Genomic DNA, 13896 nt, shown 5'->3' with positions numbered 1-13896 from the left:
TCACCGGCTGCCGCAAATGGCCTGCAGCGTGGCCGGCGCAATCCAGAACAGCACGGCGTACAGCAGCAGCCAGATGAGCAGCAGAAAGTGCCAATAGCGTGCGCACAAGCGCGCTTCCAGCGCTACATCGAGGCCGCGCCGTGCTCGGGCCAGCAGCCATCCCCAGGTCAGCAATCCGCCCAGCACATGCACGCCGTGCATGCCGGTCAGCAGATAGAAAAAACTGTTGGCCGGGTTGCCGGCGACCAGATAGCCCTGGGCGTGCAGTTGCTGCCAGGCCCCGAGCTGGCCGGCCAGAAAGATGCAGCCAAACACACCGCCGAGCAGGAGTGCGGTCTTGCCGCGCGGCAGCATCACGGCCGATTGCAGCGCGGCGCTGGCCAGCAGAAGCGCCAGCGTATTCCAGCGCAGCAGCGTCGGTTCGGGCGGCCGCAGCCAGTCCGGGCTGCCCTGCCGCACGGCATAGGCCTGGATGAACTGCAGGAACAGCACCGTGATCACCGCCATCAGCACCCAAAGCCCGAGCTTGGCTGCAGCGTTGGGACTTGCCGGCGCTGCCGGTAACGGCGTGGCATCGTTCATGGCGCTTCCTTGTCCGGGCGTACTTCGTCGCCACCCAACGGTGAGGTCGAGGTTTGCGGCAGAAAATCCTCGCTGGCACCGGGCACACTGTAGTCATAGGGCCAGCGGTGTACCTCCGGCAACGCCGCCCCCCAGTTGCCGTGACCGGGCGGCGTTGCCGGGGTTTGCCATTCCAAGGTGGTAGCACCCCAAGGATTCGGGCCGGACGGTTTGCCGTTGAACACGCTGCGGACGAGGTTGTAGAGAAAAACCAGCTGGAACACGCCGACGATCAGCGCGGCCACGGTGATGAAGGCATTCAGCTGCTGCGCGGACGGCGGGATGAAGGCGTAGTTGTCGTAGGCGTAATAGCGGCGCGGCATGCCGAGGATGCCGAGGTAGTGCATCGGAAAGTAGATCGCGTAGCTGCCGACGAAAGTCACCCAGAAATGCAGCTTGCCCAGCGTATCGTCCAGCATGCGGCCGGTGACCTTGGGGTACCAGTGGTAGATGCCGCCGAAAATGGCCAGGATCGGCGAGACGCCCATGACCATATGGAAGTGGGCGACGACGAAATAGGTGTTGGAGAGCGGCATGTCGGTGCTGACATTGCCGAGAAACAGCCCGGTCAGGCCGCCGATCACGAAGGTGCTGATGAAGCCGATGGCGAACAGCATCGGCACGGTCAGATGTATGTCGCCGCGCCACAAGGTCAGTAGCCAGTTGTAGACCTTGATCGCGGTCGGCACGGCGATGATCAGCGTGGTGGTGGCGAAGAAAAAGCCGAAGTAGGGGTTCATGCCGCTGACGTACATATGGTGGGCCCACACCACGAAGCTGAGCACGCCGATGATGACGATGGCCCACACCATCATCCGGTAGCCGAAAATATTCCTGCGCGCGTGCGTGCTGAGCAGGTCGGACACGATGCCGAATGCCGGCAGCGCGACGATATACACCTCGGGGTGGCCAAAGAACCAGAACAGGTGCTGGAACAGGATCGGGCTGCCACCCTTGTACGCCAGTGCCTGGCCCATCGACACCACGGCGGGCATGAAGAAACTGGTGCCGAGCAGCTTGTCGAACAGCATCATCACCGCGCTGACGAACAGCGCGGGGAAGGCCAGCAGCGCCATGATGGTGGCGACAAAGATACCCCACACCGTCAGCGGCAGCCGCATCAAGGTCATGCCGCGCGTGCGCGCCTGCAGCACCGTGGTCACATAGTTCAGCCCGCCCATGGTTGCCGCGACGATGAAAATCGCCAGCGACACCAGCATCAGCACGATGCCACCGCCGCTGCCCGGCGTGCCAGGCAGGATGGCTTGCGGCGGGTACAGCGTCCAGCCCGCGCCGGTTGGCCCGCCGGGGACGAAAAAGCTACCCATCAGCACCACGACGGCCAAAAGATACATCCAGTAGCTGAGCATATTGAGGAAGGGAAACACCATGTCGCGCGCGCCGACCATCAGCGGGATCAGGTAATTGCCGAAGCCGCCGAGGAAGAGCGCGGTCAGCAGGTAGATCACCATGATCATCCCGTGCATGGTGACGAACTGGTAATAGTGATTGGCGTCGATAAAAGGGAAGCGACCGGGGAAACCGATCTGCAAACGCATCAGATTGGACAGCACCAGCGCCACCAGCCCGACTGCGATCGCCGTGATCGTGTATTGCACTGCGATCACCTTGTGATCCTGACTCCAGACATAGCGAGTCCAGAAGCCGTGCGGTGCGTGATGTTCGTAGGCCATGGCGTGTCCTCACCGCTGCGCGGTATTTGCCGCAGGCTTGGCGGACAGCGATTTGATATAGGCAATCAAGGCGTTGAGCTCCTGATCGCTTAGCTCGATTTTCGGCATCATGGGCTGGAAGCCCTCGACCAGCGTCGCGTTCGGTGCGGTGATCGCTTCCTTAAGATAGGCGTCGTCGACCAGCGCGGTGCCGCCGCCCGCCAGCCGTTCGTGCTTGCCGTACAAGCCTTGCCAAGTCGGGCCGACGCCCGGATTGCCGGTCGGGCTATGGCAGGCGACACAACCCTTGCTTTGCGCCAGTGTCTGGCCCTGGCTGACGAGTGCCGCGTCGCCTTGCGCCTTGGGCGCGGTTGCCGTGGCTGTCACGGTGGGTCGAGCTGATGTGGTTGCTGCGAGCGCGGTCTGGCCCGGTAATCCGTCCAGCCAGGCTTGATACGCGGCGGCGTCATCGACCACCACATGGCCGCGCATATTGAAGTGTCCGACGCCGCACAACTGCGCGCACAGGATTTCGTAGCGCCCGGTCTTGGTGGGGGTGAGCCAGAGCGAGGTGACCATGCCCGGCACCATATTCATCCGGGTGCGGAACGGCTGGACGAAAAAGTCATGCAGCACGTCTTGCGAGCGCAGCAGGATTTTTACCGGCTGGTTCAGTTGCAAATGCACTTCGGGTGCGTCAATCAGCACATCGTCGCGCCCGCGCGGGTCGGCCGGGTTCAGGCCGAAGGGATTGGCGGCGCCGATAAAGCGCACGTCGGTCGCGCCGAACTGGCCATCGCGGCCGGGCAGGCGGAAGCGCCATTGCCACTGTTGGCCGATGGCCTCGACGACCGCTGCGCCGGCCGGTGCGCGGATAAGGTCGGCATAAACGACAAGTCCCGGTGCCAGCATGGCGGCGATGCCGATTGCGGTCAGCCCGATCAGCCACAACTCGAGCTTGCGGTTGCCCGGCTGGTAGGCGGCGCGATGACCGACGCGGTGGCGGAAAAGGACGACGCAATACGCGATGAAGACATTGACCGCGATGAACACCGCGGCGGTAATCAGCAGGGTGATGGACAGCGTGGTATCGATCAACGCCCAGTTCGAGGCCAGCGGGGTGTACCACCACGGGCTGAGGGCGTGGAAAAGAATCGCGGCGATGACCAGTACGATCAGTACGATTGCGAGCGCCATGGGGTGTCTGCCTGTCGCTGGGCGCCGAACGCATCAATGGGTGTTGTGCCCATCCATGTGTCGGTCCGCTTGCGTCGTTTCAAGCTAGCACATCATCGTCGCTGCACCGGCTTCCCGCAGGAATCGGGCGATGGCCTGCGGTTTGGGCCGGCATCGGATGATCAGGCGGGAGTGCCGGCCGTGCAGCGCGATGACCGATTGTGTCTCGGCACGCAACTTGCTTGGGCTATGTTGGTTTCTATGCAAAGTCCCGCTTCCATGCTTCGAGTCCTGCTCGTCAACGACACCGCCAAACCCATCGGCGAACTGCGCGATGCGCTGGAACACGCCGGTTACGCGGTGATCGCCGAGGTCGATGGCGCCGCAGCCTTGCTGCACGCGGTCGAATCGCAGCGCCCCGATGTGGTGATCATCGACACCGAATCGCCCTCTCGTGACACGCTGGAGCAGCTCGCGGTGATGGGCCACGCCACGCCGCGGCCGGTGGTGATGTTCGCCGACCGTAGCGAGCCACAGGTTATTCGCGATGCCGTTGGCGCCGGCGTGACGGCCTATGTTGTCGACCACGTCAGCGCCGACAAGCTCGCGCCGATCATTGACGTGGCGCTGGCGCGCTTCGAGGAAGAAGCGCGGCTGAAAAAACGCCTGTTCAACGCCGAGCAGCAACTGGCCGACCGCAAGCTGATCGATCGCGCCAAGGGCGTCCTGATGGACAAGCGCGGCCTGACCGAGGCCGAGGCGTTTACCACTTTGCGCGATCAGGCGATGAAGCAGGGCATCAAGATCGCCGAAGTGGCGCGCCAACTGATCGCGATGGCCGATTTGCTCGGCTGAGCGCGAGGAAAACATCATGTCTCATTTCTACGAATCGCTGCCCGGCTACCGGATTACCGGCTCGGACGCCCCCGAAAAAACCGTGCTCAAGCTGGGCTTCGTCCCGCTGTCCGATTGCGCACCGCTGGTTGCCGCCAAGGTGCTCGATCTGGGGCGGGCGCATGGCATCGCGATCGAGCTGCACCGGCAGCCCTCATGGGCGGCGGTGCGCGACAAGCTGATTTCGGGCGAGCTGGACGCCGCACACGCGCTGTACGGACTGGTGTACGGCGTCGAGCTGGGCATCGGCGGGCCGCGGGCCGAGATGGCCGTGCTGATGACGCTGAACCAGAACGGCCAGGCGATCACGCTCTCGAACCGGCTGGCGGACGCCCTGCAGGGCGGCGGCAAGCTGCGGGAGCTGCTGGCGCTTGAGCCGCACCAGCCTGTTTTCGCGCAGACCTTCCCGACCGGCACGCATGCAATGTGGCTGTATTACTGGTTGGCGGCGCAGGGCATTGATCCGCTGGCCGACGTGAAAGCCGTGGTCATTCCGCCGCCGCAGATGAGCGATGCGCTGGCTGCCGGCGTGCTCGACGGCTATTGCGCCGGCGAACCGTGGCACGCGGTGGCTGAGGCCGAGGGTCATGGTCGTACCGTCGTTCGCAGTGGCGAGATCTGGCCCGATCATCCGGAAAAAGTGCTGGCATGCCGGCGTGACTTTGTCCGGCAATGCCCGAATGCGGCGCGGGCGTTGACGATGACCCTGCTCGAAGCCTGCCGCTGGCTCGATGACCTCGATCACCGGCGCGAGGCCGCCGGCTGGTTGTCGGGCCCCGGTTATGTCGGCCGCGCCAGCCAGCTGATCATGCCGCGCCTGCTCGGCGACTACGGCCGGCTCGGCGATACCGCGCCGTTGATGCGTTTCTTCGGCGGCGGCAGCGTCAACTATCCCTATCTGTCCGACGGGCTGTGGTTCCTCAGCCAGTATCGGCGCTGGGGGCTGCTGCCCGATGGCGTCGACATGGCGGCGGTGGCACGTGCGGTCAACCAGACCGGCTTGTACGACGAAGCCGCATCGAGCCTTGGCGTGATGCAGCCGGCCCAGCCGATGCGCACCAGTACGCTGGTCGACGGCAAGCGCTGGGATGGCCTCGACCCGCAAGGCTATGCCGATGGCTTCGACATTCGTGCCGGTGTGATTGCGCCGCGCTGAATCGCCCGCTTTTCATGTTGCGGCGCGCAAATGCTGTGCGCATGGCGCACCGATTGCACCGTTGCAGTGCGCCAGAGCGGAGTGTGTAACCCCGAAAACAAGCAAATCCCAAGCGTGAACGAAAACGGCCTTCTGGCACGGCCTTTGCTGAATATGAGGTGAGCGGCGCAACGGCGCGCCACTCATCGAATTGGAAGTGAAGGCCAACGGCGGTTTTCAGCTTCACGGACAACGGCGTCCCTTCGCACCCCCAGGTGCGGACGGGCGCCGTTTTTGTTTTTCAGCTTGGGAGATTGTCATGAACCGTTCCTTCTGGCGCGCCGGGCATACGCCGACGTTGTTTTCCGCCTTCCTGTATTTCGACCTCAGCTTCATGGTCTGGTATCTCTTGGGCCCGCTGCAGGTGCAGATCGCCGGTGACCTGCAGCTCACCACCCAGCAACGCGGCTTGATGGTTGCCACGCCGATTCTCGCCGGTGCGATCCTGCGGCTGGTGATGGGCGTGCTGGTCGACCGGATCGGCGCCAAGCGCGCCGGGCTGATCGGTCAGGTCATCGTGATCGCCGCGCTGCTCACCGCCTGGCAGGTCGGCTTCTCGACGCTGACCGGCGCGCTGACGCTGGGGCTCTTCCTTGGTGTCGCCGGTGCCTCGTTCGCCGTCGCCCTGCCACTGGCCTCGCGCTGGTATCCGCCCGAGCATCAAGGTACAGCGATGGGCATTGCCGGCGCCGGCAACTCGGGCACCGTGCTCGCCGCGCTGTTCGCACCGCTGCTGGCCGTGGCCTTCGGCTGGCAGAACGTTTTCGGCCTGGCCTGCATTCCGCTGGTGCTGACGCTGGTGATCTACGCAATGACCGCCAAGGATGCGCCGGGCGCCGCGCCGAAAAAGAAGCTGGCCGACTATCTGGCCGTGCTCGGCGAGAAGGACGCATGGTGGTTCATGTTCTTCTACGCGATCACCTTCGGCGGCTTCTCGGGCTTTGCCAGCGCCTTGCCCGGCTACTTCCACGACCAGTTCGGCTTCGATGCCAAGACCGCCGGCCTGTACACCGCCGCCTGCGTGCTGGCCGGCTCGGTGATGCGGCCGATCGGTGGCGTGCTGGCCGACAGGATCGGCGGCACCAAATCCTTGCTCGTCGTCTACACGGCGACGGCCTGCCTGATCGCCGCCGCCGGTTTCGGCATCGGTGGCTCGGTCGGCGCGGTAACGCTGTTCATCGCCGCGATGCTCTGTCTTGGCGCCGGCAACGGTGCGGTGTTCCAGCTGGTGCCACAACGCTTCGGCAAGGAAATCGGCGTCATGACCGGCCTGATCGGCATGGCCGGCGGCGTTGGCGGCTTTGCGCTGGCGGCCAGCCTCGGTGTGATCAAGCAGGCGACCGGCGATTACGCCAGTGGGCTGTGGCTGTTCGCCTGCATCGCCGCGCTGGGCTGGATGAGTCTGGCGGGTGTGAAGCAACGGTGGCGCAGCGACTGGTCCGTCGCGACCGCCCGTGTTTGAAGGAGAAACCACAATGAAAAAGCCCAAACTCGTCGTCGTCGGCAACGGCATGGCCGGCATCCGCACCGTTGAGGAGCTGCTGACGCTGGCGCCCGATCTGTACGACATCACCGTATTCGGCGCCGAGCCGCACCCGAACTACAACCGCATCCTGCTGTCGCCGGTGCTCGCCGGTGAGCAGGAGTTCAAGGACATCATCCTGAACCCGCTGTCGTGGTACGAGGAAAACGGCATCCGCCTGCATCTGGGCAAGAATGTCGCGCGGATTGACCGTCATCGCCGCACCGTCGTCGCCGATGACGGCACCGAGGAAGCGTACGACCGGCTGCTGCTGGCAACCGGGTCGATGCCCTTCATCCTGCCGGTGCCGGGCAAGGATCTCGCCGGCGTGATCAGCTACCGCGACATCTACGACACCGAAACGATGATCGCGACCGCCAAGGAAAAAAAGCACGCCGTCGTCATCGGTGGCGGTCTCTTGGGGCTGGAGGCCGCTAACGGTTTGAAGGTGCGCGGCATGGAAGTGTCCGTCGTGCATCTGGGCGAGTGGCTGCTGGACAAGCAGCTCGACATCACCGCCGGCAAGCTGCTGCAAACGTCGCTCGAAGAGCGCGGGCTGTCCTTCCTGCTGCAAAAGCAGACCGCCGAACTGGTTGGCAATGCTGCCGGCGCGGTCACCGCGGTGCGTTTCAAGGATGGTGACGAGGTCGCCGCCGATCTGGTGGTGATGGCCGTCGGCATCCGCCCGAACGCCACGCTGGCCGAGTCCGCCGGGCTGCACTGCAATCGCGGCATCGTCGTCAGCGATGCGCTGCAGACGTTCGATCCGCGCATTTACGCCGTCGGCGAGTGCGTCAGCCATCGTGGCGTTGCCTACGGCCTGGTCGCGCCGCTGTTCGAGCAGGCCAAGGTCTGCGCCAATCATCTGGCGCAGCTCGGCATCGGCCAGTACAAGGGCTCGGTGCTGTCGACCAAGCTCAAGGTCACCGGCATCGATCTCTTTAGCGCCGGCGATTTCATGGGCGGCGAGGGGACCGAGGACATCGTGTTGTCCGATCCGGCCGGCGGTGTCTACAAGAAGCTGGTGATCAAGGACGACCAGCTCGTCGGCGCCTGCCTCTACGGCGATACCGCCGACGGTGCCTGGTATTTCAAGCTGCTGCGCGAAGGCCGCAAGATCGCCGACCTGCGCGACAACATCATGTTCGGCGAATCGGCGATCGGCGACGCTGGCGTACAGGGCCAGAGCCGTGCCGGCGCGATGCAGGACAGTGACGAGGTCTGCGGCTGCAACGGTGTGTGCAAGGGTGTGATCGTCAAGGCGATCAAGGACAAGGGCCTGTTCACCGTCGACGACGTCAAGAAGCACACCAAGGCGGCCAGCTCCTGCGGTTCGTGCACCGGCCTGGTCGAGCAGATCCTGATGAACACGCTGGGCAGCAATTTCCAGGAAACGCCGAAAACCAAGGCGATTTGCGGCTGTACCGATCGCAACCACGGCGAAGTGCGCAAGGCGATCCGCGAGCATCACCTGACCAGCCACAAGGCTGTCTACGATTTCCTCGAATGGCGTACGCCGAACGGCTGCGCAACGTGCCGGCCGGCGGTCAATTACTACCTGCTCTCGACCTGGCCGAAAGAGGCCGTCGACGACCCGCAAAGCCGCTTCGTCAACGAACGCGTCCACGCCAATATCCAGAAGGACGGCACCTTCTCGGTGATTCCGCAGATGAAGGGCGGCGTGACCAATTCGTCCGAGCTGCGCCGGATCGCCGACGTCGCCGACAAATACCATGTGCCGATGGTCAAGGTCACCGGCGGCCAGCGTATCGACTTGCTCGGCGTGAAGAAGGAAGACCTGGTCGATGTGTGGAAAGACCTCGGCATGCAGTCGGGCCACGCCTACGGCAAATCGATCCGCACGGTGAAAACCTGTGTCGGCAGCGAGTTCTGCCGCTTCGGCACGCAGAACAGCACGCAAATGGGTATCGACCTTGAAACCATGCTGGCCAATATGTGGAGCCCCCACAAGGTCAAGCTCGCCGTCTCCGGCTGCCCGCGCAACTGCGCCGAATCGGGGATCAAGGACGTCGGCGTGATCGCGGTCGACTCCGGCTGGGAGCTGTATGTCGGCGGTAACGGCGGCATCAAGACCGAAGTCGCGCAGTTCTTCGTCAAGGTGAAGACCAGCGACGAGGTCAAGGAATACAGCGGCGCCTTCCTGCAGCTTTACCGCGAAGAGGCGTACTACCTCGACCGCACGGTGCACTACATCGCCCGTGTCGGCCTCGATTACATCAAGCAGAAGGTCGTCGACGACGCGGCCAATCGCAAGGCGCTGTACGAGCGGCTGCTGTACTCGCTCGAAGGCTTGCCCGACCCGTGGGCGGCGCGGATCGCCGGCGCGCAGAAGAACGAATACATCCCGATCAAACTCGTCGAAGGAGCACCGGCATGAACACCGCGACCATGACAGAGCACTGGCTGCGCGTTTGCGCGGTGACCGACATCCCGCAGCTGGGCAGCAGGGTGGTCGAGCGCGAGACCGGCAATGTGGCGGTGTTCCGTACCGCCGACGACAAGGTGTTTGCCTTGCTCGACCGCTGCCCGCACAAGGCCGGGCCGCTGTCGCAGGGCATCGTCCACGGTGAAACGGTGACGTGCCCGCTGCACAGCTGGAATATCGATCTCTCCTCGGGCGAAGCCAAGGCGCCCGATGTCGGCTGTGCGCGGCGTTTTCCGGTGAAGGTCGAGAACGGCGACGTGTTCCTGGCATTGCCATGAGCCTACTGCGCGAATCGATGGCCGCGTTGCGCGGTGCTCGGAATCCTCATGGACTTCATGTCCATTCCGGTTCCTGCGCGCCGTGCGCCTTGCCCTCGATCCGCTCGCTACGGCTCCTGGCGATGCCAGAGGGGGACTGAAATGACAAAGACCATTACCAAATCAACATGTTGCTACTGCGGGGTGGGCTGTGGCGTGCTGATCGAATCGGATGGCGACAAGATCACCGGCATCCAGGGCGATCCGGCGCATCCGGCCAATTTCGGCCGGCTGTGCACCAAGGGCATGACCTTGCCGGCCACCGCCGCCAGCCTGACCGGCCGCGCGTTGTATCCGGAAATGCGGCTGACGCGCGATGCCGAACGTCAGCGCATCGACTGGGATGCGGCGCTCGACACCGTGGCCGAGCGCTTTGCCGACATCGTCGAGCGTCACGGCCCGGATTCGGTAGCGTTTTATGTGTCCGGCCAGTTGTTGACCGAGGATTACTACGTCTTCAACAAGCTCGCCAAGGGGCTGATCGGTACCAACAATATCGATACCAACTCGCGGCTGTGCATGAGCAGCGCGGTGACGGCGTACAAAATGGCGCTCGGCGCCGATGGCCCGCCGACCTGTTACGAAGACCTTGAACTCGCCGATTGCGTGCTGTTCGCCGGCAGCAATATGGCCTACGCCCATCCGGTGCTGTTCCGCCGGCTCGAGGCGGCCAAGGCGACGCGGCCGGCGACCAAGTGGGTCGTCATCGATCCGCGCCGTACCGACACGGCGGCGATGGCCGATCTGCATCTTCAGATCCAGCCCGGCACCGACGTGGCGCTGTTCAACGGTATGCTGCACCACCTGATCTGGGAAGGGCTGATAGCCCCGGCGTATATCGCTGCGCATACGGCCGGCTTTGCCGAGCTGAAGACGCTGGTGCGCGATTACACGCCCAAGATGGCGGCCGAGCTGTGCGGCATCCTCGAAGCCGATCTGATCCAGGCGGCGGAGTGGTTCGGCCGTGGTGGGATGAATGATGGGGGCGACTTGGATCGAAACGGCCGTGGGGCCTCGCTGTCGCTGTACTGCATGGGCTTGAACCAGTCGGCGCACGGCACCGACAAGAATCTGGCGCTGATCAATCTGCATCTGGCCACCGGCCAGATCGGCAAGCCCGGCGCCGGGCCGTTTTCGCTGACCGGCCAGCCGAACGCGATGGGCGGGCGCGAGGTCGGTGGCATGGCGACGATGCTCGCCGCGCATCGCGATATCGCCATTCCGTCGCACCGCGCCGAGGTCGCCGAGATCTGGGGCGTGCCGGCCGAGCGGCTCTCAAGCCAGCCGGGCTTACCGGCCGTGGCGATGTTCGACGCGATCCTGGAAGGCAAGATCAAGGCCGTGTGGATCGCCTGTACCAACCCGGCGCACTCGCTGCCCGATGCCGGCCGGGTGGCTGAAGCACTGGCGGCGGCCGAGTTCGTCGTCGTGCAGGAAGCCTTCGTCAACACCGACACCGTGCCGTACGCCGACGTGCTGTTGCCGGCCGCGACCTGGGGCGAAAAAGGCGGGACGGTCACGAATTCAGAACGGCGCATTTCGCGCGTCCGCGCTGCAGTAAAGGCGCCCGGCGAAACCCGGCCGGACTGGTGGATTGCGTCCGAAGTCGCTCGGCGAATCGAGGCGCGCCTGTACCCGGAAGAGTCTTCGCATTTCGATTACGCGGAAACGGCGACGATTTTCGACGAGCACCGCAGGCTGACCATCGGCCGTGATCTCGACATCGGCGGCATCGACTACGCCTTGCTCGAATCACACGGCCCGCAGCAATGGCCGCTGAAGGCGGGCATGAAACAGGGGCTGGCGCGACGCTACGTCGATGGCACGTTTGCGACGATGGACGGCCGCGCGCAGTTTCATGTCACCGCGTACAAACCGGTGGCCGAGCCGACCAATGCCCGCTATCCCTTCCATCTGCTCACCGGCCGGCTGCGCGACCAGTGGCACGGCATGAGCCGCACCGGCCGCTTGCCGCAACTGTTTGCCCATACGCCGGAGCCGACGCTGACGATGCATCCGAACGACGCCGAACGCCGCGGGTTGAAAGCCGGTGAGCTGGTCAAGATTGCCAGCAAGCGCGGTGCGGTTGTGCTGCCGCTGGCCATCGGCAATGACGTGCCGAGCGGCAGCGTGTTTGCCGCAATGCACTGGAGCGGCCAGTTCCTCAGCAGCATCGGCATCAACGCAGCCAGCGCGCCGATGGTCGACGGCAAGTCATTCCAGCCCGAGCTCAAGCATGCGGCGGTGCGAGTCGAGCGGGCCGAGTTGCCGTGGCGGGCGATAGCCGCACTGCGCAGCCCTAATGTGCTGGTGCTGCACGCGGCGGTGCAACCGCTGCTGGCCGATTGCGATTACGCAGCGATCAGCCTGCAGGGGCGCGACACGCTGGTGCTGCGCGCCGCATGCGCCGAAGCACCAGCCGGTTGGCTGGAGCGCTTGTTCACCGCGCTCGATCTGCAGCCGGGCGCCGACGTGCTCGAATATCGCGATGCGCGCCGCAATGTGGTCAAGCGCGTCGGCTGGCGGGACGGGGCGCTCAATGGCTTCGTGTTCGCCGGTGAACTCGGCGGCGCCGAAGGCCTGCTCGATACCTTGCTTGCCGGCGAGCCGTGGCAGGGGCCGAGGCTGGCGGTGTTTGCACCCAGGGGGGTAAACACCGCACCGCGGGATCGCGTTGTCTGCAATTGCACCCAGGTGCGCGAATCGCAAATCCTCGGCCAGGTTGCGACCGGCGCCGGATTTGAACAAGTGAAGGCCAAACTGGGCTGCGGAGCGGTGTGCGGCTCCTGCGTACCCGAACTCAAACGCCTGTGCGCACCCAGCTCGCGGGCAGCCTGAAAACCAACGGAATGGCTGATAAATCCCAGCGCAGCGGTGCTGACAAGGTAAGCGAGCACGGTCGGCAGGGGTTTTCAGTCACGCCAAGGAGAACATCATGAACGGTAAAGTCATCCTGCTTGGCGCTGGCCCCGGCGATCTGGATCTGTTGACGCTGAAGGCCGTCAAGGCGCTGGCAGCAGCTGAGATCGTGCTGCTCGACGACCTGGCCAATCCGGAGATCGTCACACTGGCGCCGCAGGCGCGGGTGATTCGCGTCGGCAAGCGCGGTGGCTGCAAATCGACGCCGCAGGATTTCATCCAGCGGCTGATGCGCCGTTACGCGCTGGCCGGTAAGGTCGTTGTGCGGGTCAAGGGCGGCGAGGTCTTGTTGTTCGGCCGTGCCGGCGAGGAAATCGCTTTTCTGCAGGCGGCCGATGTGCCGGTCGAGATCGTCAACGGCATCAGCTCGGGGCTGGCCGCAGCCGCCGGCCTCGGCATCTCGCTGACGCATCGCGAGCATTGCCGTGGCGTGACCTTCGTCACCGCGCACGCCCAGGATCATTCCGAGCCCGATTGGGATGCACTGGCCGCGACCGGCACGACGCTGGTGATCTACATGGGCATGAGCCGGATATCCAGCCTGAGCGACGGGCTGATGCGCACCTTGCCGCCGTGTACGCCGGCGGCCGTGGTGCAATGGGCAAGCACCGCACGCGAGCAAAGGCTGGTGACCACGCTAGCCGCATTGGCTGGCGACGCCGAGACCGCCGGCCTCGGTAGCCCGGCGATCATCCTCGTTGGTGACGCGGTTGGCGAGGCTGCGGCAACGCTGCCGCTACAAGCTGCTGCCTAGACTATCGGGCCGCGATTTCAGTATCTGGTGGGGGCGGCCCGAGCAAGGTGTTAAACGGGGCCGGCCGCAAGAAGAAATGAAACCGGAGAGGGCTGCTTGAATTGATGCGGAAAATATGGGCCTGCGTGGGTGTGCCAGATCAGTTCAAAAGGGCATAAATGCGTGGTAGTGGCGCCAGCTCCGCGCGCGTTTTGTCATTCAGGGCGGTAAGGTGTGGAGACCGTCATTTGTGCTGTTCACTTGATTGTTTTCGATGGCTCAAGGCGGTCGCAATTGTTTCGATGGCGGCGCTCTGCCTGGAAAGCAATGCGTTCTGCTGACCTGCCCCCCGATTTCAGAACATCCGCCTGCTCTACTGCTGCGTGCCATCTGCGTTTGT

The 13896-nt window shown here is 64.3% G+C and carries 10 protein-coding genes; 7 read left to right on the top strand and 3 right to left on the bottom strand.

From position 1 onward, the window contains the following. The 3 genes from R0382_RS15390 to R0382_RS15380 are packed head-to-tail and all read right to left on the bottom strand — an operon-like array spanning position 1 to position 3491. Positions 1–582, bottom strand: coding sequence for a cytochrome c oxidase subunit 3 (locus R0382_RS15390; RefSeq protein ID WP_432720714.1), 582 nt, complete (start codon positions 580–582; stop codon positions 1–3). After that, a complete protein-coding gene (gene ctaD, locus R0382_RS15385; RefSeq protein ID WP_432720713.1) occupies positions 579–2315 on the bottom strand; it encodes a cytochrome c oxidase subunit I in 1737 nt (578 codons plus the stop codon). The genes R0382_RS15390 and ctaD overlap by 4 nt, the downstream gene beginning before the upstream one ends. A 9-nt stretch (positions 2316–2324) precedes the next feature. Beyond that, positions 2325–3491, bottom strand: a complete 1167-nt coding sequence (locus R0382_RS15380) for a c-type cytochrome (RefSeq protein ID WP_432720711.1) — start codon at positions 3489–3491, stop codon at positions 2325–2327. A gap of 258 nt (positions 3492–3749) precedes the next feature. Here R0382_RS15380 and R0382_RS15375 point away from each other — a divergent pair, with 258 nt between their 5' ends. From R0382_RS15375 to cobA, 7 genes are all read left to right on the top strand, one after another. Next, complete coding sequence (locus R0382_RS15375; RefSeq protein ID WP_432720710.1) at positions 3750–4325, top strand: ANTAR domain-containing response regulator; 576 nt, start codon at positions 3750–3752, stop codon at positions 4323–4325. Between the two features lie 16 nt (positions 4326–4341). Then, positions 4342–5520, top strand: a complete 1179-nt coding sequence (locus R0382_RS15370) for a CmpA/NrtA family ABC transporter substrate-binding protein (protein WP_432720708.1) — start codon at positions 4342–4344, stop codon at positions 5518–5520. Positions 5521–5818: 298 nt separating this feature from the next. Continuing rightward, positions 5819–7021 carry a nitrate/nitrite transporter gene (locus R0382_RS15365; protein WP_432720706.1) on the top strand — a complete coding sequence of 401 codons (1203 nt, stop codon included), beginning with the start codon at positions 5819–5821 and terminating at the stop codon, positions 7019–7021. 13 nt (positions 7022–7034) lie between these two features. Further along, entirely contained in the window at positions 7035–9479 is a 2445-nt protein-coding gene (gene nirB, locus R0382_RS15360; RefSeq protein WP_432720705.1) for a nitrite reductase large subunit NirB, read from the top strand. Further along, positions 9476–9805 carry a nitrite reductase small subunit NirD gene (gene nirD, locus R0382_RS15355; protein WP_432720704.1) on the top strand — a complete coding sequence of 110 codons (330 nt, stop codon included), beginning with the start codon at positions 9476–9478 and terminating at the stop codon, positions 9803–9805. Before nirB ends, nirD begins: the two co-directional genes overlap by 4 nt. 141 nt (positions 9806–9946) lie before the next feature. Continuing rightward, positions 9947–12682, top strand: coding sequence for a nitrate reductase (locus R0382_RS15350; RefSeq protein ID WP_432720702.1), 2736 nt, complete (start codon positions 9947–9949; stop codon positions 12680–12682). Positions 12683–12779: 97 nt separating this feature from the next. Then, the gene (gene cobA, locus R0382_RS15345) at positions 12780–13517 is read left to right on the top strand and encodes a uroporphyrinogen-III C-methyltransferase (RefSeq protein ID WP_432720700.1); all 738 of its coding nucleotides are present in this window, start codon (positions 12780–12782) and stop codon (positions 13515–13517) included. Positions 13518–13896: the final 379 nt, after the last annotated feature.

It is taken from the genome of Jeongeupia wiesaeckerbachi (genome assembly GCF_050916355.1).
In the GTDB taxonomy this organism is placed as follows: Bacteria; Pseudomonadota; Gammaproteobacteria; order Burkholderiales; family Chitinibacteraceae; genus Jeongeupia; species Jeongeupia wiesaeckerbachi.
This window is presented reverse-complemented; position numbering and strand designations above follow the sequence as displayed.